Source organism: Flavobacterium sp. DSR2-3-3 (assembly GCF_049896585.1).
Classification (GTDB): domain Bacteria; phylum Bacteroidota; class Bacteroidia; order Flavobacteriales; family Flavobacteriaceae; genus Flavobacterium.
This window is the reverse complement of sequence record NZ_JAFCUP010000004.1, coordinates 281,996-306,808: the sequence shown is the minus strand read 5'-3', so window position 1 is coordinate 306,808 and position 24,813 is coordinate 281,996. Positions and strand designations below refer to the sequence as shown.

The following is a 24,813-nucleotide window of genomic DNA, read 5'->3' as shown; positions in this document are numbered from 1 at the left end:
GATTTAAACTTTCTCAATTACATCTAATTCTACTTTCAAATTCTTAATGATAAATTCTTGCCTGTCTGGTGTATTTTTACCCATGTAGAAAGACAGTAATTGTTCAATAGAAGTATTTTTATCCATCATAATAGGATCTAAACGAATGGTTTCTCCTATGAAATTTTTGAACTCATCTGGAGAAATCTCTCCCAATCCCTTAAATCGGGTGATTTCTGGTTTAGGTTTTAATTTTTCGATAGCATTTCTACGTTCTTCTTCAGAGTAGCAATAAATGGTTTCTTTCTTGTTTCGAACTCTAAAAAGTGGAGTTTGCAAGATATACAAATGACCTTCCTTAATCAACTCGGGAAAAAACTGCAGAAAAAAAGTAATCAGGAGCAAGCGAATGTGCATTCCATCTACATCGGCATCGGTCGCAATTACTATGTTGTTGTAACGCAATTTTTCTAATCCATCTTCAATATCGAGAGCGGCCTGAAGCAAATTGAATTCTTCATTTTCATAAACAATTTTCTTGCTCATTCCATATGAATTCAACGGCTTACCACGTAAACTAAAAACGGCCTGTGTATTTACGTCACGTGATTTGGTGATAGATCCGGAAGCCGAATCTCCCTCAGTAATGAAAAGCGTGCTTTCCAAATTTTTAGGGTTTTTAGTATCCGGAAGGTGCGCGCGGCAATCTCTTAATTTCTTGTTGTGTAAATTCGCTTTTTTAGCGCGATCTGTTGCCAATTTCCGAATCCCGGATAGTTCTTTACGCTCTCTTTCGGCTTGAATAATTTTTCGCAATAAGGCTTCCGCAGTTGGAGGATTCTTATGTAAATAATTATCCAATTTCGTTTTTACAAAATCGTTTACAAAAGTTCTCACCGAAGGCATTCCCGGTTCAGAACCCATATCTGTTGAACCTAATTTGGTTTTAGTCTGTGATTCAAAAACGGGTTCCATTACTTTGATGCTTATCGCCGTAACAATCGATTTTCGAACATCTGATGCTTCAAAACTTTTATTGTAAAATTCTCGAATAGTTTTCACTATGGCTTCCCGATACGCCGCTAAGTGCGTTCCTCCTTGGGTGGTATTCTGTCCGTTTACAAATGAGTGGTATTCTTCGCTGTATTGCGTTTTACTGTGTGTTAAAGCCATCTCGATATCATCCCCTTTCAAGTGAATGATTGGATATTCCAAATCTTCGGCGTGAATGGTTTCTTCTAATAAATCTTTCAGACCATTCTCAGAAAAATATTTTTCTCCGTTAAAAATGATAGTCAAACCGTTGTTTAGGTAACAATAGTTTTTGAGCATTTTGATAATATACTCAAATCTAAATTTATAGTTTTTGAAAATCGATTCATCCGGAATAAAAGTTACTTTGGTTCCTTTTCGCTTCGTTGTCTCAATAATATCTTCTTCGACAACAAGATTTCCAGCAGAGAATTCGGCTGCTTTTTGTTTTTCATCACGAACAGATTCTACACGGAAATAGTTCGACAATGCATTCACGGCTTTTGTCCCTACTCCATTCAAACCAACCGATTTCTTAAATGCCAAAGAATCGTATTTTCCTCCGGTATTCATTTTAGAAACTACATCAATCACTTTTCCCAGTGGAATTCCACGTCCATAATCCCGTACCGTAACCGTTTTATCTTTTATAGTTACCTCGATCGTTTTACCGGCGCCCATGACAAATTCATCGATACAGTTATCAAGAACTTCTTTTAAAAGAATATAAATACCATCATCCGGCGAAGATCCATCACCCAGTTTCCCGATGTACATTCCGGGCCGCATGCGAATATGTTCTTTCCAGTCGAGTGACCGAATATTATCTTCGGTATATTGATTTTGTTCGGACATTGTAAAATTTGTGGATTTTGTGCTAATGTAGTGTAATTCGATACATTTTGAAATACCAAAGCACCAAAGTTATCAAGAATGATATTGACAAACGATTCGTGATTTAGGAGTAACGATTTTAGATTGCAGATTTCAAATTACTATTAGTACTTCTATTAAAATTTAAAAATTATTAATAATTTCTTTCAATTGATTATCCAACTCTGCATTGGAAATTTTACCATTTTCGACATCAAAATTAGCCTCAAAACTAGGCAATGAAAACGTTGCTTTTATATTTCCACCGTAAAATGGAAAGGCATTTTTTGCAATTCCTAAAACGCTTGCTCCACCTTTAGCTCCGGGCGAAGTTGCCATCAATAACATTGGTTTTTCCTGAAAAACTTTAGCATTTATTCTGGTACACCAGTCAAAGATATTCTTGAAAGCAGCAGAATAATTTCCGTTATTTTCTGCCATTGAAACCACTAAAACATCGGCGGGGGCAATTTTAGCCAGAAAAGCTTTGGCTAATTCGTGCTGACCAATTTCTTCTTCGATATCAACGGTGTATATTGGCATTTGGAAATCGTTTAAATCCAAAACCTCAACTTCTGCATTTGCGAAAAGATTTGCTGCGTAAGTCGCTAATTTTTTATTGATAGAGTTTTTGCTGGGGCTTGCGCCAAAAGCGATTATTTTCATAAGAATTAGTTTTTTTTTAAAAGTACTAAAAATCGGCTCTGCCACAAAAAAATTACCTACTGATTCACAGATTATGAAAATAAAAAACCAAACGTCATTTTTCCCAGATTAATTTTACCCCAGAGTGAAACGGAAAGCATTTTGCAGAACAATCTTATTTTTTCTTGATAAAAAAGAGCGACCAAAGGAAGCTTCTTTTTTGTCTTAGAAAAAAGAGATTGATGGGAAAATCTTGAAGTGGAAAGCTGGAATAGGTACAAAAAAAGTCGAAAGCAATTACTAACTTTCGACTTTATCACTTTTGCCTTTATGACTTTTTTTTAAACGTTAAATCTAAAATGCATTACATCTCCGTCTTTTACGACATATTCTTTTCCCTCTACTTTAAATTTCCCGGCTTCTTTACATTTAGCTTCTGAACCATATTGAACGAAATCTTCGTACGCAATAACTTCGGCACGAATAAATCCTTTTTCGAAATCAGTGTGAATCACTCCTGCGGCTTGTGGAGCAGTGGATCCAATATCAATAGTCCAAGCACGAACTTCTTTTACACCTGCTGTAAAATAGGTTTGTTGCTTCAATAATTTATAGGCTGCACGAATAAGAACTGACGCTCCAGGCTCCGTCAAACCCATGTCTTCTAAGAAAACCTGACGCTCTTCGTAACTTTCTAATTCGGTAATATCAGCTTCAGCACCAACCGAAAGGATAATCACTTCGGCATCTTCATCTTTTACCAACTCCCGAACTTGGTCAACATATTTGTTTCCGCTCACAGCTGAGTTTTCATCCACATTACAAACATACAAGACTGGTTTTGCGGTAATCAATTGAAACCCTTCCATCAAAATTTCCTCATCATTATTTTGAGGAGTTACCGTTCTGGCAGATTTTGCCTGAAGTAACGTCTCTCTGATTCGGTCTAAAAGTGCTTTTTCGGTTTGCGCTTCTTTGTTGCCTGTTTTTGCGGCGCGATTTACTTTTTCTAGACGTTTTTCAACGTTTTCTAAGTCCTTCAACTGCAATTCGATATCAATCGTTTCTTTGTCACGAATTGGATTTACATTTCCGTCAACGTGTACGATATTATCGTTGTCAAAACAACGCAAAACGTGAATAATGGCATTACATTCTCTGATGTTTCCAAGAAATTGATTCCCTAATCCTTCTCCTTTACTGGCACCTTTTACCAATCCTGCAATATCAACGATATCAACCGTTGCCATTTGAACGCGTTCTGGTTTCACCAACTCTTCCAATTTTTCAATTCTCGGATCTGGTACATTTACAACACCTATATTTGGCTCAATAGTACAAAAAGGAAAGTTGGCACTCTGCGCTTTTGCATTGGATAAACAATTGAATAATGTTGATTTTCCAACATTTGGTAATCCTACAATTCCTGCTTTCATATGTGGATAATATTTTATTTTTAATGGAATATTGTGTCGTGAACCTGTTGTTATTTCGCAACCGATCTTACGAAACTTTTTTTACGTATCACACGCTATTTGTAAATTCAGCGGTCGCTCAAAAGTTTGCAAAGATAAGATTTTAATAATATTTAAATTGATAAAAATCGCAGTTTAAACAGGTATCATACATTTTTAAAAAAAAATTAAATTATGTTCTAATATTTTGTTAAAAAAAATTATATTGCGAATAATTTAAAACTAAACAAAGGACTAAACACATCTTATTATGAAAAAATTTATATTATTATTATTCCTATTAAACGTCACGCTTCTTTTTGCCCAAAAGGAAGTTTCGGGTGTAGTACAAGATAATACTGGTGCTGGATTACCAGGTGTTAACATTATCGAGAAAGGAACGAACAACGGGGTCTCCACCGACAGCGATGGAGGATATAAAATAAAAGTGAAAGAAGGTGCCACTTTAGTTTTTAGTTATGTAGGATTCTCTACTATCGAAAAATTGGTTACAGGCACTTTTATCAAGGTTGTTTTATCAGAAGAGGGCGGAGAAGTCCTGAAAGATATTGTAATTGTGGGTTCCAGAAACTCAAAAAGAACGGTAGTAAATTCAGCGGTCCCCATTGATATTATTAACGTAAGAGACGTAACGACACAAAGCGGAAAATTAGAAATTAATGAATTACTCCAATATGTTGCACCTTCATTCAATGCGAACAAACAATCAGGTTCTGACGGTGCAGATCATGTTGACCCCGCTTCACTAAGAGGTTTAGGCCCTGATCAAACGCTCGTTTTGATAAACGGAAAAAGAAGACACCAATCGTCTCTTGTCAATCTTTTTGGAACTCGTGGAAGGGGAAATACCGGAACAGATTTGAATGCGATTCCGGCATCTTCAATAAAAAGAATTGAAATTTTGAGAGATGGTGCTGCTGCACAATATGGATCTGACGCTATAGCAGGAGTGATCAATATTGTTATGAATGACAATGTAAATGAATTAACTGGTGCCGTAACTTACGGTGCCTATAATACAAATGCAAAAGGAGATTTTCTTCCCGGAACCGCTAATACAGATGGCAATCGATTAGACCAAAATGGTTTCGGTAATTCTAAAGGCAAAAATAAAAGTTTTGATGGTGGTTCTATAAAAGTAGCAGCTAATTATGGTGTTGCGATTGGAGAAAAAGGCGGTTTTGCTAATTTTACCACAGAATATTTAAGTAAAAATAAAACCTTACGCCCTGGATATGATTTCAGAAAAGGTTTTGGTGAAGCAGAAATTCAAGGATTCAATTTTTTTGGAAACATGGCTATTCCTGTATCCGATAAAACTGAATTTTACGCTTTTGGCGGAAGAAACTATAGAGATACGGATGCATATGCTTTTACAAGAAATGATGGTGAAAGAGTAGTAGAATCCGTATATCCTGGAGGTTACACCCCTAGAATTACGTCAAATATTATTGACAACTCTATTGCTGCAGGTTTTAGAACTGAAACGGCAAGTGGTTGGAAAATAGACATTAGCAATACATTTGGAAAAAACCTTTTCCATTATTTTATCAAAGGAACTATCAATGCATCATTAGAAGATGCTTCTCCAACAGAATTTGACGCCGGAGGACATAGTTTGAGCCAAAACACAACAAATTTTGATTTTTCAAAAAACTACAGTTCCGTTTTATCAGGAATGAATCTTGCATTTGGAGCAGAATTCAGAACTGAAAAATTCAACATTTTTGCCGGAGAACAAGGTTCTTACGCTACTTATGACACCAATGGATTTCCTATAACTAATCCTGCAACTCAATCTGCTCCAATCGATCCTATTTCCGGAGAGCCAAGACCAGGAGGTTCTCAAGGGTTTCCGGGATATAGTCCCGCAAATGTCGTTGATAAAAGTCGTACGAACTTGTCTTTATATACGGATACAGAATTTGATATAACGGATAGTTTTTTAGTAAGTGCAGCGGTTCGTTTTGAAAACTACAGTGATTTTGGAAGTACTGTTAATGGAAAAATAGCGACTAGACTTAAAGCTTCGAAAAACATTAATTTTAGAGGTTCGTTAAGCACAGGATTTAGAGCACCTTCATTGGCACAAATTTACTACAACTTACGTTTTACTAATTTTAATGCCGGAGGAGCAACAGAAGTGCTACTCTCACCAAACAATAGCCCTGTAACGCAAGCATTTGGAATCGGGAAATTAAATGAGGAAAAAGCAGTTAATGCATCATTAGGTTTTACTTCAAATTTTGGAGATTTTACAGCTACAGTCGATGGATATTATATTAAGGTAAAAGACAGAATTGTTTTAACTGGCTATTTTGATGCAAGCCAACTAAATCTTGGTGTTTCAGCTGCCCAATTTTTTACCAATGGTGTTGATACAAGAACAGCTGGTTTAGATTTAGTTTTTGCATGGAAAAAAACATTTGGCGATTCAAAATTGGGAGCGACGTTGGTTGGAAATATCAATGACATGAAAATTGACAATGTGAAAAACGGAAGTTTAGACGAAGGTACTTTTTTTGGAAAACGTGAAAAAGCATTCTTATTGGCTTCAGCGCCAAAAAGTAAATTTGGCTTAAATCTTAATTATTCTAAAAATAAATTCGATGCTGGTTTAGCTTTCACCCATTTTAGTAAAGTAGTTCTTGTGGATTATGCTGATGAAGATGACGTATACAACGCAAAAACGGTTACTGATTTAACTTTAGGCTACAAATTATCGAAGCAATTAAAATTGAGCATTGGAAGCAATAACCTCTTCAATATTTACCCTGACAAACAAGATGAGCAAGGAAATACTGAAGCAGGAGGATATTGGGATTCAGTACAAATGGGATTCAGTGGTGCCTATTATTATGCTCGATTGGGATTTAATTTCTAATTCAATTATCCAATGATTATAAAAGGGCTGTCAATGACAGCCCTTTTTTTATTTCGCTTACTCTCCCAAAATTGAATACTTACTAACCGCTATTATTGACGGAAAATATATGCTACCGATTAGCGTAGTATGATCACACTACAAAAATAAAACAAAAAACCCCGAGCGTAAAACTCAGGATTCTTGGTTTGATGTACTAACAAATACTATTTTATTCGTTGTGTAAAAACGCTTGCCTATTCAGTAACGTTTCTTCGCTTTCGACGTGATTGTCATCCGGAATACAACAATCTACAGGACATACAGCCGCACATTGTGGCTCATCATGAAAACCTTTACATTCAGTACATTTTCCCGGTACAATATAATACACTTCGTCAGAAATGGGAGTTTGAGCTTCATCAGAATCAATTTCGGTTCCATCAGGTAAAATCACTTTCCCTTTTAGTTTTGTTCCGTCTTTATATCTCCAATCGTCCGCTCCTTCGTATATTGCTGTATTTGGGCACTCGGGTTCACAAGCACCACAATTGATACATTCGTCTGTAATTATAATTGCCATCTTTTTAATTTAGGATTAAGGAAATAAGATTTTGGATTTAAGATTCTCATATCTTTCCTCTTTTAATCTTTTAACTATACGTTTTATAGCTTATTTTTGTGCAAAATTACAATCAAAACTATTCATAAGCAAACATTATGACATTAGAAACAAAAAAAAGTGTTTTTGTTGAATTAGGAAAATTTTTAAGTCAGTTTTCTGAAAATAACACTTTAAAAAATCCGGCCGTTTTGCGCAACGAAACGTTTTTTGATGCTTTTGTTGAATTAATACATTTATCACAATCGCACAATGGCTGGTACACTCCTGAAAACGTCTATTTCTCTATACATTCTTGGGCAGAAGCTTTAACAGAAGAGAACCTGAATAAATGGCTTTCAAGCTACACAATTCCGATCCGAGAGCCTAAAAATGTCGCGTTGATTCTTGCCGGTAATATTCCTTTGGTAGGTTTTCACGATTTCCTTTCGGTTTTGATTACAGGAAATAATGTGCTGGTAAAAACATCATCAAACGATCAGCATTTATTGCCTTTTTTAGCGAAATACATTACTGCGGTTAATCCTGAATTTGCTGAGAATATTACTTTTGTAGATGGAAAATTAGAAAATTTTGATGCCGTAATAGCCACAGGAAGCAACAACACAGCTCGTTACTTTGAATATTATTTTAAAGACAAACCTTCCATTATTCGAAAAAGCAGAAATTCAGTAGCGGTTTTGACCGGAAATGAAACCAAAGAACAACTTACCGCTTTGGGCGAAGATATTTTTCGTTATTTTGGATTAGGTTGCCGCAATATTTCTAAACTTTTTGTGCCGAAAGGATATTCCTTTGTTCCTTTTTTTGAAGCGATATTTGCCTACCAAGACGTAATTCATTACGAAAAATACGCTAACAATTACGATTACAACAAAGCCGTTTTCCTGATGAGTAATTTTAAATTATTGGATAATGGATTTCTGACTTTAAAAGAAGATCAAAGTCATGCCTCGCCTATTTCGAGTGTTTTTTATGAGTTTTACGATGATCTGAATGAATTAAAAATGAGATTAAAGTCTGAAAATGAACTGTTACAATGTATTGTTGCTGATGAGACTATTGAAAACAGCGTGGCATTTGGACAAACTCAAAATCCCCGATTATGGAATTACGCAGATAACACCGATACAATTTCATTTATGTTAACGATATAGCCAAAAAAAGTTCAATTATTCCGAATAAATTAACGCTTTTTAAACTCCTATTGTCGAAATTTGCATTTTAATTTTTTGGACATAAACTACACCATGAAAAAACACAACTACAGCGCAGGACCTTGTATTTTACCGCAAGAAGTTTTTGAAAAATCAGCACAAGCAATTTTAAATTTTAACGATTCCGGGTTATCACTTTTAGAAATTTCGCACAGAAGCAAAGACTTCGTTGCGGTAATGGATGAAGCGAGATCCATCGTTCTTGAACTTTTAGGTCTCGAAGGCAAAGGATATCAAGCATTATTTCTTGCTGGCGGAGCAAGTTTAGAATTTTTAATGGTTCCTTACAACTTGATGCAAGAAGGTGGAAAAGCGGCTTATCTTGACACAGGAACTTGGGCAGCAGCAGCTATAAAAGAAGCAAAACTTTTTGGAGATACAGTTGTTGTCGCTTCCTCAAAAGAACAAAATTACAATCATATTCCAAAAGGATATACAATACCAGCAGATGCTGATTATTTCCATTGCACCAGTAACAACACTATTTTTGGAACGCAAATGAAAGAATTTCCATCAGTTGATATGCCACTTATATGCGATATGAGTTCCGATATATTTTCAAGAGAATTAGATTTTTCTAAATTTGATTTGATTTATGCAGGAGCACAAAAAAATATGGGTCCCGCAGGAACTACTTTGATTGTTGTAAAAGAAGAAATTTTAGGTAAAAATGGTAGAATAATCCCAAGTATGCTGGATTACGCCAAACATATCAAAGCCGAAAGCATGTACAATACGCCGCCTGTTTTCCCTGTTTACGCATCTTTATTGACGCTACAATGGTTGAAAAACCTTGGTGGAATTGCTGCTATTGAAAAAATAAACAATGCTAAAGCGGCATTGCTTTATGGAGAAATTGACAGAAACCCATTATTCAAAGGAGCTGCAGCTGTTGAAGATCGTTCGAACATGAATGCTACTTTTTTATTAAATGATGAAGCGCATGCAGAGACATTTGATACAATGTGGAAAGCAGCGGGAATATCTGGATTACCGGGGCACCGTTCAGTAGGTGGTTACAGAGCTTCTATGTACAATGCGCTTCCGTTAGAAAGTGTTCAGGTGTTAGTGGATGTAATGAAAGAATTGGAAGCCAAAGTCTAGTTTTTAGCCGCACTTTTCAGTTATACAAAATAGCAATTGAATTCTGGATTCCTAGCCCTGATAGCAGTGAAAATCCTTTCTAGTCCTGAACTTGTTTCAGGATCCTGAAACAAGTTCAGGACTAGAAAGATTGTAACGGATAGCGGGAAATAGCTTCAGAAAAATAAAATAAAAATAATATGAGGACTAGATTGCTTCTTTCCTCGCAATGACATAAAAAATGAAAGTATTAGCCAATGACGGAATTTCTAAAAGTGGAATATTAGCTTTAGAAAAAGGTGGATTTGAAGTTATAACGACTAAAGTAGCGCAAGAACAGGTCGCTAATTTTGTTAATGAAAATAATGTAAGCGTAGTTTTGGTTCGTAGTGCGACTAAAGTTCGTAAAGATATCATTGATGCTTGCCCAGGATTGAAAATTATAGGTCGTGGCGGTGTAGGAATGGATAATATTGATGTGGATTATGCGAAAAGCAAAGGGATTCACGTAATAAACACTCCAGCTTCATCCTCAGGATCAGTTGCAGAATTAGTTTTTGCACACTTATTTTCTGGTGTTCGTTTTTTACATGATTCGAACAGAAACATGCCGCTTGAAGGAGATACCAACTTTGATGGTTTGAAGAAAGCATACGCAAACGGAATCGAATTAAGAGGAAAAACACTTGGAATAGTTGGAATTGGCCGTATTGGTCAAGCTACCGCTAAAATGGCGTTAGGATTAGGAATGAAAGTTATTGCTGCCGATAGTTTTATCCCGCAAGTTGATGTTAAAGTTGAATTTTTTGACGGACAATCCATCACAACAAATATCGTTTCTCAATCATTGGAATCTTTATTCAAAGAAGCTGATTTCATTACGTTACACGTTCCCGCACAAGATGGTTACATCATTGGAGAAAAAGAATTGGCTATAATGAAAGACGGTGTAGGTATTGTAAACTGCGCTCGTGGCGGCGTTATTGACGAAGTTGCATTAGTAAAAGCATTAGACAGCGGAAAAGTATTATTTGCTGGACTAGATGTTTTTGAAAACGAACCAACTCCTGAAATGGCTATTTTGATGAATCATAAAATCTCGTTGACTCCACACATTGGAGCGGCAACAGGAGAAGCCCAAGATAGAATTGGTACTGAATTAGCCTCACAAATTATTAGTATATTAGGTTAATTTTTCCTTCTTAAATATTTAATGAGAGGCTGTTTGATAAAAACAGCCTCTTTTTTTACTTAACAGTATACCAATCAATGATTTGTTTTATGTAACTTTATAATTCAATTTTATTATCATGAAGAATAGCTACTACATAATAATTGTCATTTTTTGTTTGCTTTTGGGCTGTACTACCTCAAAGTCTGCTTTTCCAAATACTGAAAAATCAGTTGCGGCTCAAGGCGATACGGTAAGAATTGCCAATGACAAACTGGAATATGAAGTGATTATTATTGATCCCGGTTTTAATACCTGGCTCAATTCAAGAGCATTCCCACGACAATATCATTCTCAATCTTTTTTTGAAAACAAAAACCAGTTTTATGTGAGTGAATGGAACAGTCGGGTGTTGCAACCGCAACGATATGATCCCAATTTGTACGAAATGACAATCAATTATGACCCTAATATTGATTATGGGTACGAGGTAAATTATTTGATATACAATTATATGATTTATTTTCAAAACACGTACAAACAAAAACTTTTTGGTTTTGTCCCCATCAGATAATGTTGCTATATTTGTATTCATTATAAATAAAAATGAACAAACTTAAACAGCGATGGGGAATTGAAACTAATTTTCAACTTACCCTAATATTTATTGTTTTTGCAATAACCGGATCGGCATCGGCATGGCTTTCAAAACCGTTTTGTTTTTGGCTTGGAATTACAAAAGAAGATTTAAGCTATTGGTTCACTCCTATCAGATTAATTTTAATTTTCCCGATCTATCAAGTACTTTTGGTTCTAATTGGTTTTTTATTTGGACAGTTCAGATTCTTTTGGGCTTTCGAAAAAAAATTGCTGAAACGCATGGGATTAGGATTTCTTTTTAACGACTAACTAAAAATGCCTCGAATTACGAGGCATTTTTGTTTTTAATTACATAATTATAAATCCAGGTTAAGGTAAACGTTGGTATAAAATCCGAAAATGGTAAAATTTCTTCCAGAAATGTCACTACTCCTCCCACTCGACCTATTGTTCCTTTATACATCCAAGTCATCAAAAAACCAGCTAAAGGAGCCCAAATTACATCTGAAAATTCACCGATTAAGGGGACGGTAAATGAAAGCATTCCAATGGAATCAAACAGAATTCCCAACACCAAATCTCTAGTTTTGTTATTTACTGCACTAACGGACACTTGTTCTGTCATGGTATTTTGATTATTATTTTCAAACTACTTACAAATCTAATGCCAATTATTTTTTTAGCTTAGCTTGATATAATTTTTTCAACTTATCAATTTTGGGCGTGATAACATAGCTGCAATATCCCTGCATTTTGTTCTGATTGTAATAGTTTTGGTGGTAATTTTCCGCAACATAAAACTTGGGGGCTGGAGAAACTTTGGTAACAATTGGTTTGCCAAACGTATTTTCAGTAGTCATTAAAGCCATATAATCCTCGGACATTTGTTTCTGGAAAGGATTATGGTAAAAAATTTCACTGCGGTATTGTGTCCCTACATCATTCCCCTGACGGTTCAATGTCGTGGGATCGTGTGTGGCAAAAAATATTTCCAAAAGCTCACCAAAACTGATTTTATTAGGATCAAATGTAATCTCAATCGCCTCAGCATGGCCGGTTTCTCCAGTACCAATTTCCTGATACGTAGGATTTAACGTGTTTCCTCCAATGTATCCTGAAACCACTTTACTAACACCGTCCAGTTCTAAAAAAACTGCTTCAGTACACCAAAAACAACCTCCCGCAAAGGTTGCAACTTCAATTTCGTTTTGTATTTCCATATTTTTAGTTTCTATACTTTTAGGCAAAATAACATTCTTTTCTTTTGCACAAAATGAAAAAGGCAACAGCGCCAAAAAAAACCCAATTATTTTTTTCATTATATATGATTTAAAGTCAAAGTTATTCATTAAAATCCTTCGAATATTCCCTCTTAACTAAAGTTTATACTTTGTCAAATCAAAATTTACTATGATGCTTTCAATAATCACTAAAATCTTTGTTTCTTTGTCAAAACAGTTTTAAAATGATCCAAGCAAAAAATCTACATAAATATTATGATCAACTTCACGTATTAAAAGGAGTAGATTTGCATATTCAAAAGGGAGAAATTGTTTCCATAGTAGGTGCTTCCGGTGCCGGGAAAACGACACTTTTGCAAATTCTCGGTACTTTAGACAAGCCAACCGTTGAAAACGGAATCGAATTGCGCATCAACAATGAAGACATTCTGACCATGAATGACAAAAACTTATCTAAATTCAGGAACCTAAATTTAGGTTTTATATTTCAATTCCATCAATTATTGCCTGAATTTACCGCACTGGAAAATGTATGTATTCCTGCATTTATTGCTAATAAATCCAAAGAGGAAACTGAGGTCGAAGCCAAAAAATTATTGACATATCTTGGCCTTTCACATCGAATGAACCACAAACCAAATGAACTTTCTGGTGGGGAACAACAACGTGTGGCGGTGGCCAGAGCGCTGATTAATAAACCAGCCATCATTTTTGCTGATGAGCCTTCCGGAAATCTCGACACGGCTTCCGCTGAGAACCTGCATCAATTATTTTTCAAACTGCGAGATGAATTGGGACAAACCTTTGTCATTGTTACTCATAATGAAGATTTAGCCAATATGGCCGATAGAAAACTAATAATGGTTGACGGATTAATTAGTAATTAGGAGCTATTTCCAGCTATTCACTATATCTTTTTATTTTTAAAGAAAAAATAAAAAGGATGCCGTTTCTATCTGGGCTAAACCTTGCAAGAACAAGCTGTACTTCCTAAAAAAAATTAGTATCATAAGTCATCATCAATAATGAATCCATCAGAACTTAAAGATTTTCTCGACGAAAAAGTCTTGCAATACAACACACCCGACTTCATAGAAAGTGATCCGGTACAAATTCCACATTTATTCTCACTAAAAGAAGACATTGAAATTGCCGGTTTTCTCAGTGCCACTATTGCTTGGGGAAATCGCAAGATGATCATAAGTAATTCATATCGTATGATGGATTTAATGGGAAACGCCCCGTTTGATTTTGTCATGTCGCACACCGAAAATGATTTGGAACGATTGGAAACTTTTGTACATCGCACGTTCAACGGAATCGATTTTGCCTGTTTTATTAGAAGTATACAGCACATCTACACCAATCACGGCGGTTTAGAAGCGGTGTTCAGCAAACATCAGGAAACCCATTCAATGCAAAAAAGCATCCATGAATTCAAGAAAATATTCTTCGAAGTTCCACACCAGTACAGAACCCAAAAACATATTTCGGATCCGCTGAATAATTCGGCAGCAAAAAGAATCAACATGTATCTTCGTTGGATGATTCGCCAAGACAACAAAGGAGTCGATTTAGGAATTTGGAAAAGTATTTCAACAGCTTCATTATCTTGCCCTTTGGACGTACATTCCGGAAATGTGGCACGCAAATTAGCAATATTGACACGAAAACAAAATGACGGCAAAGCTTTGTCAGAATTGGATTTAAAACTTCGTGAATTTGATGCAAAAGATCCCGTAAAGTACGATTTTGCTTTATTTGGATTAGGGGTTTTCGAAGGATTTTGACTTCCTGAAACGGTATTTTATCGTTTGTGTAATTTTTATTTATATATTTAAACCGAAAGTTGTTTTAGAACAGTTCCCGCTATTTTATTTACGACAAATGCCTTTACAAAAATTGAACTTAAACTGAACAAAAACATGAAAACCTACTTGAATGTTTTGCTGCGAGATAATATTGAAGTCAACATTATTTTCCGAGCTGAATTAATATTTTTCAATAGCCTAAAAAATTTAAAAACTGAATTTAATTTTCCCAATAATTCTTTTTATAAACTCAAATTACCAAGTGATTTGATTCGGCATTTTATAAAACACAACTTGCTTTTTATCTTTCCCAGCTTCCATCTGTTGCTAAATCTAAAAAATAATGGATTTGGCAACAAAGACATATTTAATGATCTCGTCAAAACAAGTCTTTCTTAACATAGATTGTATTAGTTTGTAACAAAAATTACAAATAAGCTTTCATCACAATGGGTATAATCTTTGTTTACGTACTTTGATAATTTACTAAAATCACCAAGTTCTAAATAACTTCATTAAATTAACATAAGTCAGAAACCATTGTTGATGACTTTTCGTAAATATAAATGATAGGTATTAGACCAATCATTCCTATTTGGCATTCCCAAGTAGAATAAATTAGAGATTCACTTTATGACAAAAAAATTACTCAGAGAAAAACTACGAAATAAAATTGCAGAAGTCATAAATTTCTACCAATTAATTTTAAAGCAGCAGTCGTATACATTTTTACCAGAATTAAAATTAATGTACCATGATTGATGCCAAAAAAATTGTCTTAGCAGAAGATAATTCTATTTTTTTGTTGTTGTTAAAATTTAGGTTAGAAAAAGAAGGTTATAAAATTCTGACCGCTGTAAATGGCAAAGAAGCAATTGAATTAATTGAAGAACACAGTCCAGAATTAATTTTGACCGATATTATGATGCCTTTCATCAGCGGATTAGAAGTCATTAGTCATGTAAGAAATAAACTGAACATGCAAACTCCTATTATTGTTTTTTCATCAGCCGGTCAAGAGGAAATAGTCCTTAAAGCATTTGATTTAGGTGCTACTGATTTTATGAGTAAACCTTTAAGCCCTAATGAACTGGTCATTAGAATAAAAAGATTACTGCCGTAATAATTTAAATTGCCTGATATTACACTATGAATACAAATTACTATTTGATTGATTATTTTCATGAATCGCCATCTATTATTCAAGTAGCATGGATCATTAGTGGTGTGTTTTTTATAATTCTCACTCCATTGATTCTTTATCTAAAATTTTTGAGAGGACATTTAAGAAAAAAAGAGAGAGTGACTGCTGAATTTGAGAATGATTACGAATCGTCTCTTATTAAATATTTGTATTCTGGAAATGACGAAGAGGAGATAAGCGCAGAGCAAAAAGTAATTATTAATCAATTAAAAGAATGTATTCCAGACCCTTTCAGACGAAAAATTTTAATTGCTGTTTTGTTAAAATTAAAAAATGAAGTTTCAGGGGAAATTGCTGAATCTATTCAGAAACTGTACTTTCATACCGGTCTTGTCAATTTTGCTTTATCACGATTAAAACATAAAAAATGGTACGTCATAGCTAAAGGAATTCGCGAACTAAAGCAATTTCATGTCAAGGAAGCACATGATGAAGTTATTGTTCACATCAATCATCCCAGAAAAGAAGTCCGAAAAGAAATGCAATTGTACATGGTCAATTTATTTTATTTTGAAGGACTTGATTTTTTAGATATTTTAGAAACGCAATTATCAGAGTGGGACCAGATTCAATTATTAGAAGTATTGCAACGAATGGAAAACCAAAATATTTCTAATATTAAATCTTGGTTGAATTCCGATAATGATTCCGTTATCATTTTTGCTTTAAAACTTGCAAAAATTTACAATCAGTTCGAGGCAAAAGATGAACTGATTATTTTGCTGTACCACATTAATAAAAAAATCAGACTGGAGGCAATACATGTATTAAGTTATTTGAATGCTTTGGAAGCCAAAGAAATTTTGAAAAATAATATCGAAGAACGCAGTCCGGAGGAACAAATTGCGTTTTTTAAAATGATGGAGGATTTGTATGAACAAACGGATGAATCTTTTGTAGTGAAATACATCCATCACGAAATTTTTGAAATTAAAGTTTCTACTTTAAAAATTTTAAAAGTACTTAACAGAGAAAGATTCAATCTTCTTAAGTTCGAATCTTCAGAGCCAAAATTTTTGAGAATTGTTAATTTTATAGAAAACAATTAAAGATGGGTGTAACTACATATCAAATTATTCTTGAGGTAATTCATTATTTATTTTTTATTTACAGCATTGCGGCAATAGGATCTTATCTTTTACTTGCCGCCATTTCTGGTGTGGAGACGGTTGAATACAAAAGAAAAAACAGTTTTGTCAATTACAAAGAAATAATGTCCTCAAACATTTCACCTTCTATTTCTATCATCGCACCGGCGTATAATGAAAGCTTAAATATTGTTGAAAACGTGCGTTCCTTATTGTCTAATCACTATGTAAATTACAACGTAATCATAGTAAACGACGGAAGTAAAGATGATAGCTTGGAAAAACTGATTGAAGTTTATGATTTGGTACTGGTAGATTATCTCATCAACGAACAAATTCCGACCAAACCCCTTAGAAAAGGAATTTACAAATCAATAAATCCCGCATTTGAAAAACTCATTATCGTTGATAAAGAAAACGGAGGAAAATCTGATGCTTTGAATATGGGACTTAATATAAGCAACAATAAATATGTAGCTTGTATCGATGTAGATTGCTTATTATTAGAAGATTCTCTTCAAAAAATGATAAAGCCATTTCTGGAGACCACTGACAGGAGAGTTATTGCTGCCGGTGGAGTGATCAGAATTTCGAATTCCTGTGTTGTCATCGACGGTAAATTACATGACGTTAATTTTCCTAAAAAACTATTAGAGCAAGGACAAATTCTAGAATACATTCGTGCTTTTTTATTAGGAAGAATGGCTTGGAGCAGACTCAATGGTTTGTTAGTTATTTCTGGAGCTTTTGGTCTTTTTGATAAAAAAATCGCAATTAGGGTTGGCGGTTACGACACTAAAACTGTAGGAGAAGATATGGAGCTTGTGGTGAGAATGAGAGGCCACATGGAGGAGCTGAAAAAAAAATATAAAGTAGCGTATATTCCTGATCCGTTGTGCTGGACCGAAGCTCCTGATAATTATAAAATATTTATTTCCCAAAGAAACAGATGGACGCGCGGAACTATTGAAACCTTAAGAAGACATCGTAAAATTGGCTTTAATCCAAAATATAAAGCGCTGGGAATGCTGAGTTATCCATATTGGTTTTTTTTCGAAAGATTGGCACCGGTAATTGAAGTGGTTGGTCTGTTTTATTTTGGAATTCTTATTTTGCTGAATCTAGTACGATGGGATTATTCAATTGCCTTTATTACTTTAGCCTATTTATTTACCGTTTTCTTTTCGCTGATAGCTTTAGTTACTGAAGAATTAACCTATCATCAGTATAAAAAGAAAGGAACGGGTTTTCGCTTATTACGGATTGCTTTTTTAGAACCAATCGTTACTCATCCTTTTATATTATATGCCGCAATTCGAGGAAATATAGATTACTATTTTAACAAAAATAAGAAATGGGGAGAAATGACCCGAAAAGGAATGACGAAAGGATAAAATAATAAACCACAGATCAATGAAAATGAAATTTACTTATAAAGACATTTTAGAATACCTATATGCAACGGTTTCGTTAATCCTTGTTTTTTGCCTGTTGAGTTTTATTGAAGTAATTAAAAATTTTGATAAACTGTCATTTGCGTATAGAATATTAAATGATTTTTTCACCGGTATGTTAATTGGATTGTTGTTTTTTCCGTTGTATTTAGTTTTAAAATACATTAAAAATTCTGTGGGAATAATTGTCATCAAAATATTATTCTCTATTATTGCGCTCATTCAACTTGGACTAATAGGATACAGCCTAACCACTCATATTAATCTTGGTGCAGATCTTTTAGGGTATTCTTTGAGTGATATCTACACTACTGTTACTGCATCTATATCCATTTCATTCCTTCTATTTTTACCGTTGATAATTTTGCCTGTTATTTATTTGGGAATGAACTGGTTGTTGCATTTTTTTGGACATAAAATCAACTCTAAAATTTTACTTGTAGCTGTATTCTTTTTTGGAAGTTTAAATTTAGTACTTGCCGGAAGCGGTAAACCTGCTACTCAAAACAAATTGAATTTCTTGTTGAGTGACATCATTCGTGCTGAAAATGATAAATCTTTGGCTACTCAGGACAATCCCACTTTTAGAAAAGAATACCCTTTAGAACAATCTTCAGAAAACACTAAAGATGTTCTGGCGCCATTTTTCAACATCAGCAAAGAAAAACCAAATGTTGTTTTTATAATTGTCGAAGGACTTGGTAGTGATTTTACGGATGACGGTGAGTACAAAGGTTTCACGCCGTACTTGGATTCGTTGACTTCGAAATCCCTTTATTGGGAGAATTTCGTAAGTACTTCTGGTCGAACATTTGGCGCACTGCCCTCGTTATTAGGTTCGTTGCCTTTTGGCGAAAATGGCTTTATGGAATTAAATCCGTTACCAAAACACAATTCACTTATCAGTATACTGAAATCAAACGGATACACTACCAATTATTTTTGTGGTGATGAATCCAGTTTTGACAGAAAAAGTAATTTCTTAGAATACAATGGTACCGATAAAATAATAGATATCAATAAATTTGGCCCCGGATACGTTAAAACAAAAGAAAATGCCGGTGGATTTTCATGGGGTTATCCCGACGCTGAAATATATCGTAAAGCATTAACTGAGTTAAAAGGTAGCAAGCAACCTAGGCTGGATATTATAATGACGCTCACCAATCACGAACCTTTTGATTTCCCTTCTAAAAAAGTGTATTTAGAAAAAGTGGAACACATTTTAAAAAACAAATCATATTTTGAGAAAAACAAACTAAATGAATACAAAGACATATTTGCCTGTTTGTTGTACACGGACAATTCTATCCAAAATTTCATGGAAGCCTATTCTAAAAGACCTGATTATGTAAATACCATTTTTATAATTACAGGTGATCACAGGCTAATTCCGGTACCGCAAAAAGATAATTTATCCCGTTTTCATGTTCCTTTTTACATTTATAGCCCGATGCTGAAGAAAACGGCAAAATTCAAATCTATTTCTTCACACAGTGATGTAACGCCAAGTTTAGTTTCTTTCTTAACAAATAATCACAAATTCAATGTATTAGAAAAAACAACTTGGCTTAGTAAGGGACTCGACACTGTGAGACAATTTAGAAATATTCACAATATTCCTTTGATGCGATACAAAGGAAGCATCAATGATTATATTTATAAAGATTATTTCTATTCTGATGGGACTTTGTTTAAAATTGATGAAAATTTCAATCTGAGTGAAACGGACAACAACATGACGGAAACGGTAAGTAGTTCTTTCACGGATTTTAAAAAATTAAATGCTTATTTGACAACAAAAAATAAAATCACCAACGCTGTTTCAGGGTATAAGAAACCGACATATACTTTTACTGCTGAAGAATTTTCGACCATTAAGAAATTAACAAAAGGACTGGATCACGACCGCATTTTCTTTTTAGCACGAGATTTAGCATTCAAAAAAGAGCGCGAAAAAGCACGATTATTATGCAATTATGTTCTGAATGACCTTCCTAATTATGGCGACGTCAGAACTCTGAAAGGGCGAATATTAGCTTGGGATGGCGATTATAAAAATGCGGAAAAAGAATTGTTGGAAGTAATCAACAGAACCCCTTTTTTTGGTGATTCCTATTTAGCGCTGATTGATGTGTATTGGTGGTCAAACCAAAATAAAAAAGCAGTGGCTATTGGCAAACAAGCATTAAGCAATCAAATAAATGATGCCGAATTGGGTTATAAATTGGCTCAGGCATACAATAGAATGCAGAATTATAAAGATTCAAACAAAATTATGGATAGCCTATTGGTGCTATATCCTAAAAATAAAGAATACTCAAATTTTAAAAATTCCTTAAAAAAATGATGGCAAAAATAATTATAAAATTAACTTTTATGTTCGTACTTTTTGGCAGCTTTCAAGTGTCCGGACAAGAAATTAAATTTGATGGTGATCCGGATGCTTCTTTCGAAAATGCTCGTAATCTAGCATTCAACCTTAAGCGGAAACAAGCGCAGGACACCTTATTATTTATCCTGACAAAATATCCTGATTACCATGACGTAAGATCATTTTTGGCAACGACATACTCTTGGGACGGTGAATATAAAAAAGCCAGAAAAGAATTTAATTATGTTCTGGAGAAAGACAAAGAGAATAAAACTATTTGGATGGCAGCCATAAAAAATGAATTGTGGGGTGACTTGCCGTTTGCAGCAATAGAAATGACGAATAACGCGTTAAAAACATTCCCTAATGACTCCGAGTTATTGTTATTGAAAGCAAGTGCGCAAGAAAATACAAATAATCCATTAGAAGCATTAAGTACGATTCAATTCGTGTTGGATCAAAATCCTGACGACCAGAAAGCCAAAGATTATAAAGCGACGTTAAACAATGGCTTGAGCCGAAATGCGATTGGAATAACCTCTTCAGTGGATATTTATTCCGATGTTTTTGACCCAATGCAGTATTATGCGTTGACGTACAGGAGACAAACCAAATATGGAAGTATTATAGGAAGAGTAAATTTCAATAGGAGATTTAACGAAAATGGATTGCAATATGAAGTGGATTTGTACCCAAAAATTGCAAAAGGACTGTACGCCTATGTAAATGTTGGTATTGCTAATACTTTTCTGTTTCCTGACGTAAAATATGGTGCTGAATTATTCAAATCGTTGCCTAAAAGCTTCGAAGTTTCATTGGGATTCCGGACCTTGAAGTACAATACTACCACCAATATCTACACTGGATCAATAGGCTGGTACACCGGAAATAGTTATTTATCGTTCCGTCCCTACTTTACTCCCGGAGAAGCAGGAATTAGCAAATCCGGGACTTTAAACTATCGAAAATACCGAAGTGATGCTGATAATTATTTAGGCGTAGCTGTCAGTGTGGGTTTTTCACCGGAAATTAATCAATTTAATATCAATGAAAATGCAGCCAAATTTGTTGATTTGGAATCTCAGAGAATCAATCTGGGCTATTATTTTACTTCTGCAAATAAACAAAACGCCTGGGGTGCACAATTTGCGGTTTCACACCAGGAAATAATATTTGACCAAGGGAATTTCTTTTGGATTTATTCATTAGCTCTTTCGTGGGATTTAAAATTCAAATAAAATAATGCAAAACAAATTGCCCGTTCCTTGAATACAGTAGATTTTATAGTTTTACTTTCAAAAAGACTATCTTTGCAAAAAATTTAAGCAAATGACTACTTTTGAGCAATTCAACCTTCCTAAATCCGTACAAAAAGCGATCGACGATTTAGGATTTACAACACCCACTCCTATTCAAGAAAAAACCTTTTCTGTGATAATGTCCGGAAGAGATATGATGGGAATCGCTCAAACGGGTACCGGTAAAACATTTGCTTACCTATTGCCTTTATTAAAATTATATAAATTCACACCCGGACATACTCCAAAAATAGTTATTCTGGTACCTACTCGCGAACTTGTGGTTCAGGTAGTTGAGGAAGTAGAAAAACTGACAAAATACATGTCGGTTCGAACTATTGGGATTTTTGGTGGTGTCAATATTAATACTCAAAAAACGACTGTTTATCAAGGTTGCGACATACTGGTGGGAACTCCGGGAAGAATCATGGACTTAACGCTGGACAATGTAATTCGTTTTGAAGAAATGCAAAAGCTGGTCATAGATGAGTTTGATGAAATGCTTAATTTAGGATTTCGTACCCAACTGACAGCTATCTTGGCGATGATGCCTAAAAAACGTCAAAACATTCTTTTTTCCGCTACAATGACCGATGAAGTAGATGCAATTTTGAATGATTATTTTGATTATCCAGAAGAAGTTACACTTTCGGCATCAGGAACTCCATTAGAAAACATCAAACAATTATCTTACAAGGTTCCTAATTTCAATACCAAAATAAACCTTCTAAAACACCTGTTGCAAAATAACGAGGACATGAGTCGTGTTCTGGTATTTGTCAATAATAAAAAGATTTCGGATATGGTTCTCGAGCGAATCGAAGAAGATTTTGATAGTCAGTTTGGAGTAATTCACTCTAATAAATCACAAAATTATCGTTTGAGCACGATGGCGTCCTTCCAAGAAGGAAATTTACGTGGTCTGATTACCACTGATATTATGGCTAGAGGCTTAGACATTTCGAATATTACCCACGTTATCAATTTTGAAATGCCCGAAATGCCTGAATTGTATATGCACAGAATTGGTAGAACCGGTCGTGCTGATGCTTCAGGAACCGCCATAAGTTTTATCGCACCTCGTGAAGAAGAATTTAAAGTAGAGGTCGAAGTACTTATGAATATGGAATTGGCGATTGAGCCTTTCCCGGAAAGCGTTGAAGTTTCATCCAAATTAATCGAGCCTGAAAAAGACAGACAACCGATTAAGTTTATGATGAAAAAACAGAAACTTGACGGAGATGGTGCTTTTCAAGAGAAAAGTAAAAAGAATAAGAAAGTCAATTTGGGAGGACCTGGTGTTACCAAGAAAAAAACACACGGTTCTGTAAACAGAAACATGCTAAAAACCAGAGACAAAAAGAGAAAAGACAAGAACAAATAACGATCAGTATTCCGTTTTTAGTGTTCCGTTTCTTTGTCCTCTTTTTTTGCTTAGCATGAAGGATAAAAGATTAAAACAAAAATAAATAGTAAAAAAGGGTTGGAAAATAGAAATCATTTTCCAACCCTTTTTCTATGAATATTATTGAATTTTTTAGTTTAATTCTTTGTGAAAACCAAACAAACCGGAGAACACAACGCAATCTTTTTACTAGTATCAGTAAGTAAACCAGTCTTTTTATTTCTCTTAAAAATTACAATATCATTTGTAAATTGATGTGCTACCAAAAGAAAATTGCCGCTTGGATCAATGGCAAAATTTCTAGGTCCTTTTCCTAGAGTGCTGGTTTGTCCATTCAATTGTAATTTTCCGTTTTTTTGAATTTTAAAAATTGTAATGTTATTGGCTTCCCCGCGATTAGAAGCATATAAAAACTTTCCGTCCGGCGAAATATGGATATCCGCAGCACTAAAATTCCCTTTATAGTCTTTTGCAAGAACAGTGGTTTCATCAATCTTTTTTAATATTCCGTTTGAGTACCTAAATACGGTTAAAGCTCCGTCAAGTTCTTGTAATAGATAAACAAATTTCCCGTCTTTACTGAACGTCAAATGTCTCGGTCCACTTCCAGACTTCACTGAAATGGTATCTTTAATTTCTAAAACAGTACGTGCAGCATTAGGATTGTAAGCATATGAATATAATTTGTCATTACCTAAATCATTGGACAAAACAAACTTTTTATCTGGAGAAAAATGAACCATGTGCACATGAGGACCTTCTTGTCTTTGCGCATTAGTTCCTTTTCCATAATGTTGAATAACTTGCTTTGCTTCAGCAAGACTTCCGTCGTTGTTTTTATTAAAAACGGAGATGTTCCCGCCAGAATAGTTTGCAACAATTACATTTTTGTCGTCGTTTATAATGTAACAAGGATTAGCACCTTTTGAACTTTGTTTGTTAATTAAGTCTAATTTTCCGCTTGCTGGATTATAACTAAAAGAACTTACGGTACTTTCAGCCCCAAATTCATTCACGGAATAAACAAAATTATTATCTTTTGAAACTGACAAATAACTTGGATTTATAACCTTTTCAGTCGCATTTTTAAAACTGAAATCACCTGTCTTTGAATCAAATTCATACACATAAATTCCTTTACTATCGCAGCTTTGGGTATAGGTTCCAATCAGTAGATTAAATTTATTCTTTTGTGCTTGAACACTTGTAAAAATGAAAATTAATAGAACAACAGCAAATGGTTTTTTCATGTTTTTAAATTTTATTGTACAGCTAAAATACACATTATATTCAGAAAGAATTTCAATTGTTTATTCCTTTGAAAATTTTTAACAACTTCATCTAAAACTGTCAACAAATTTGTATTTTTGACTCACGA

Annotated in this window: 21 protein-coding genes; 14 read left to right on the top strand and 7 right to left on the bottom strand. The window is 34.4% G+C overall.

Annotated elements, in window-relative coordinates; all coding sequences use genetic code 11:
- Positions 1–3: 3 nt before the first annotated feature.
- The 3 genes from ACP7AQ_RS07805 to ychF all read right to left on the bottom strand — a co-directional run bounded on the left by ACP7AQ_RS07805 (position 4) and on the right by ychF (position 3,965).
- On the bottom strand, positions 4–1,866 hold the full coding sequence (locus ACP7AQ_RS07805; protein ID WP_426095043.1) for a DNA topoisomerase IV subunit B: 1,863 nt from the start codon (positions 1,864–1,866) through the stop codon (positions 4–6).
- 162 nt (positions 1,867–2,028) lie between these two features.
- Positions 2,029–2,550: an NADPH-dependent FMN reductase gene (locus tag ACP7AQ_RS07800; RefSeq protein WP_426095042.1), complete on the bottom strand. Its 522-nt coding sequence runs from the start codon at positions 2,548–2,550 to the stop codon at positions 2,029–2,031.
- Positions 2,551–2,870: 320 nt separating this feature from the next.
- Positions 2,871–3,965, bottom strand: a complete 1,095-nt coding sequence (gene ychF, locus ACP7AQ_RS07795) for a redox-regulated ATPase YchF (protein WP_426064822.1) — start codon at positions 3,963–3,965, stop codon at positions 2,871–2,873.
- Positions 3,966–4,254: 289 nt separating this feature from the next.
- Between ychF and ACP7AQ_RS07790 the strand changes: the two genes are divergently transcribed.
- Positions 4,255–6,888 carry a TonB-dependent receptor gene (locus ACP7AQ_RS07790; RefSeq protein ID WP_426095041.1) on the top strand — a complete coding sequence of 878 codons (2,634 nt, stop codon included), beginning with the start codon at positions 4,255–4,257 and terminating at the stop codon, positions 6,886–6,888.
- Positions 6,889–7,099: 211 nt separating this feature from the next.
- Here the strand turns inward: ACP7AQ_RS07790 and ACP7AQ_RS07785 are convergent, their stop codons facing one another.
- Positions 7,100–7,450: a 4Fe-4S dicluster domain-containing protein gene (locus ACP7AQ_RS07785; protein ID WP_091171992.1), complete on the bottom strand. Its 351-nt coding sequence runs from the start codon at positions 7,448–7,450 to the stop codon at positions 7,100–7,102.
- A 137-nt stretch (positions 7,451–7,587) separates the two neighbouring features.
- On the opposite strand from ACP7AQ_RS07785, the gene ACP7AQ_RS07780 reads away from it, so the two are divergent.
- The 5 genes from ACP7AQ_RS07780 (at position 7,588) to ACP7AQ_RS07760 (ending at position 11,869) form a co-directional block, all read left to right on the top strand.
- On the top strand, positions 7,588–8,646 hold the full coding sequence (locus tag ACP7AQ_RS07780; protein WP_426095040.1) for an acyl-CoA reductase: 1,059 nt from the start codon (positions 7,588–7,590) through the stop codon (positions 8,644–8,646).
- 93 nt (positions 8,647–8,739) lie between these two features.
- On the top strand, positions 8,740–9,810 hold the full coding sequence (gene serC, locus ACP7AQ_RS07775) for a 3-phosphoserine/phosphohydroxythreonine transaminase (protein WP_426095039.1): 1,071 nt from the start codon (positions 8,740–8,742) through the stop codon (positions 9,808–9,810).
- Positions 9,811–10,030: 220 nt separating this feature from the next.
- Entirely contained in the window at positions 10,031–10,981 is a 951-nt protein-coding gene (locus ACP7AQ_RS07770) for a D-2-hydroxyacid dehydrogenase (RefSeq protein WP_426064817.1), read from the top strand.
- 118 nt (positions 10,982–11,099) lie between these two features.
- Positions 11,100–11,534 (top strand): DUF6146 family protein, encoded by a 435-nt coding sequence (locus ACP7AQ_RS07765; protein WP_426064816.1) that lies wholly within the window; start codon positions 11,100–11,102, stop codon positions 11,532–11,534.
- 32 nt (positions 11,535–11,566) lie between these two features.
- Positions 11,567–11,869: a DUF6787 family protein gene (locus tag ACP7AQ_RS07760; protein WP_426064814.1), complete on the top strand. Its 303-nt coding sequence runs from the start codon at positions 11,567–11,569 to the stop codon at positions 11,867–11,869.
- 16 nt (positions 11,870–11,885) lie between these two features.
- Here ACP7AQ_RS07760 and ACP7AQ_RS07755 read toward each other — a convergent pair whose 3' ends face one another.
- On the bottom strand, positions 11,886–12,185 hold the full coding sequence (locus tag ACP7AQ_RS07755) for a hypothetical protein (RefSeq protein WP_426095038.1): 300 nt from the start codon (positions 12,183–12,185) through the stop codon (positions 11,886–11,888).
- A gap of 46 nt (positions 12,186–12,231) precedes the next feature.
- Positions 12,232–12,780, bottom strand: a complete 549-nt coding sequence (msrA, locus tag ACP7AQ_RS07750; protein WP_426095062.1) for a peptide-methionine (S)-S-oxide reductase MsrA — start codon at positions 12,778–12,780, stop codon at positions 12,232–12,234.
- Positions 12,781–13,025: 245 nt separating this feature from the next.
- On the opposite strand from msrA, the gene ACP7AQ_RS07745 reads away from it, so the two are divergent.
- The 8 genes from ACP7AQ_RS07745 to ACP7AQ_RS07710 all read left to right on the top strand — a co-directional run bounded on the left by ACP7AQ_RS07745 (position 13,026) and on the right by ACP7AQ_RS07710 (position 23,414).
- On the top strand, positions 13,026–13,688 hold the full coding sequence (locus ACP7AQ_RS07745; protein WP_426064812.1) for an ABC transporter ATP-binding protein: 663 nt from the start codon (positions 13,026–13,028) through the stop codon (positions 13,686–13,688).
- 138 nt (positions 13,689–13,826) lie between these two features.
- The gene (locus ACP7AQ_RS07740) at positions 13,827–14,591 is read left to right on the top strand and encodes a TIGR02757 family protein (RefSeq protein WP_426095037.1); all 765 of its coding nucleotides are present in this window, start codon (positions 13,827–13,829) and stop codon (positions 14,589–14,591) included.
- Between the two features lie 775 nt (positions 14,592–15,366).
- The gene (locus tag ACP7AQ_RS07735) at positions 15,367–15,735 is read left to right on the top strand and encodes a response regulator transcription factor (protein WP_426064809.1); all 369 of its coding nucleotides are present in this window, start codon (positions 15,367–15,369) and stop codon (positions 15,733–15,735) included.
- Between the two features lie 26 nt (positions 15,736–15,761).
- Positions 15,762–16,865, top strand: a complete 1,104-nt coding sequence (locus tag ACP7AQ_RS07730; protein ID WP_426095036.1) for a hypothetical protein — start codon at positions 15,762–15,764, stop codon at positions 16,863–16,865.
- 2 nt (positions 16,866–16,867) lie between these two features.
- A complete protein-coding gene (locus tag ACP7AQ_RS07725) occupies positions 16,868–18,298 on the top strand; it encodes a glycosyltransferase family 2 protein (protein ID WP_426095035.1) in 1,431 nt (476 codons plus the stop codon).
- Between the two features lie 19 nt (positions 18,299–18,317).
- Complete coding sequence (locus ACP7AQ_RS07720; RefSeq protein WP_426095034.1) at positions 18,318–20,708, top strand: sulfatase-like hydrolase/transferase; 2,391 nt, start codon at positions 18,318–18,320, stop codon at positions 20,706–20,708.
- A 29-nt stretch (positions 20,709–20,737) separates the two neighbouring features.
- Positions 20,738–21,970 (top strand): YaiO family outer membrane beta-barrel protein, encoded by a 1,233-nt coding sequence (locus ACP7AQ_RS07715; RefSeq protein ID WP_426095033.1) that lies wholly within the window; start codon positions 20,738–20,740, stop codon positions 21,968–21,970.
- Positions 21,971–22,061: 91 nt separating this feature from the next.
- Positions 22,062–23,414 carry a DEAD/DEAH box helicase gene (locus tag ACP7AQ_RS07710; protein ID WP_426092079.1) on the top strand — a complete coding sequence of 451 codons (1,353 nt, stop codon included), beginning with the start codon at positions 22,062–22,064 and terminating at the stop codon, positions 23,412–23,414.
- Between the two features lie 158 nt (positions 23,415–23,572).
- Here ACP7AQ_RS07710 and ACP7AQ_RS07705 read toward each other — a convergent pair whose 3' ends face one another.
- A complete protein-coding gene (locus ACP7AQ_RS07705) occupies positions 23,573–24,685 on the bottom strand; it encodes a lactonase family protein (RefSeq protein WP_426092080.1) in 1,113 nt (370 codons plus the stop codon).
- Between the last annotated feature and the right edge of the window lie 128 nt (positions 24,686–24,813).

Coding starts and splice junctions, on each gene's coding strand:
- ACP7AQ_RS07710 (WP_426092079.1), top strand. CDS start 22,062: ATGACTACTTTTGAGCAATTCAACCTTCCTAAATCCGTACAAAAAGCG.
- ACP7AQ_RS07800 (WP_426095042.1), bottom strand. CDS start 2,550: ATGAAAATAATCGCTTTTGGCGCAAGCCCCAGCAAAAACTCTATCAAT.
- ACP7AQ_RS07765 (WP_426064816.1), top strand. CDS start 11,100: ATGAAGAATAGCTACTACATAATAATTGTCATTTTTTGTTTGCTTTTG.
- ACP7AQ_RS07705 (WP_426092080.1), bottom strand. CDS start 24,685: ATGAAAAAACCATTTGCTGTTGTTCTATTAATTTTCATTTTTACAAGT.
- serC (WP_426095039.1), top strand. CDS start 8,740: ATGAAAAAACACAACTACAGCGCAGGACCTTGTATTTTACCGCAAGAA.
- ACP7AQ_RS07720 (WP_426095034.1), top strand. CDS start 18,318: ATGAAAATGAAATTTACTTATAAAGACATTTTAGAATACCTATATGCA.
- ychF (WP_426064822.1), bottom strand. CDS start 3,965: ATGAAAGCAGGAATTGTAGGATTACCAAATGTTGGAAAATCAACATTA.
- ACP7AQ_RS07805 (WP_426095043.1), bottom strand. CDS start 1,866: ATGTCCGAACAAAATCAATATACCGAAGATAATATTCGGTCACTCGAC.
- ACP7AQ_RS07770 (WP_426064817.1), top strand. CDS start 10,031: ATGAAAGTATTAGCCAATGACGGAATTTCTAAAAGTGGAATATTAGCT.
- ACP7AQ_RS07755 (WP_426095038.1), bottom strand. CDS start 12,185: ATGACAGAACAAGTGTCCGTTAGTGCAGTAAATAACAAAACTAGAGAT.
- ACP7AQ_RS07790 (WP_426095041.1), top strand. CDS start 4,255: ATGAAAAAATTTATATTATTATTATTCCTATTAAACGTCACGCTTCTT.
- ACP7AQ_RS07760 (WP_426064814.1), top strand. CDS start 11,567: ATGAACAAACTTAAACAGCGATGGGGAATTGAAACTAATTTTCAACTT.
- msrA (WP_426095062.1), bottom strand. CDS start 12,780: ATGGAAATACAAAACGAAATTGAAGTTGCAACCTTTGCGGGAGGTTGT.
- ACP7AQ_RS07730 (WP_426095036.1), top strand. CDS start 15,762: ATGAATACAAATTACTATTTGATTGATTATTTTCATGAATCGCCATCT.
- ACP7AQ_RS07735 (WP_426064809.1), top strand. CDS start 15,367: ATGATTGATGCCAAAAAAATTGTCTTAGCAGAAGATAATTCTATTTTT.
- ACP7AQ_RS07780 (WP_426095040.1), top strand. CDS start 7,588: ATGACATTAGAAACAAAAAAAAGTGTTTTTGTTGAATTAGGAAAATTT.
- ACP7AQ_RS07725 (WP_426095035.1), top strand. CDS start 16,868: ATGGGTGTAACTACATATCAAATTATTCTTGAGGTAATTCATTATTTA.
- ACP7AQ_RS07715 (WP_426095033.1), top strand. CDS start 20,738: ATGTTCGTACTTTTTGGCAGCTTTCAAGTGTCCGGACAAGAAATTAAA.
- ACP7AQ_RS07745 (WP_426064812.1), top strand. CDS start 13,026: ATGATCCAAGCAAAAAATCTACATAAATATTATGATCAACTTCACGTA.
- ACP7AQ_RS07740 (WP_426095037.1), top strand. CDS start 13,827: ATGAATCCATCAGAACTTAAAGATTTTCTCGACGAAAAAGTCTTGCAA.
- ACP7AQ_RS07785 (WP_091171992.1), bottom strand. CDS start 7,450: ATGGCAATTATAATTACAGACGAATGTATCAATTGTGGTGCTTGTGAA.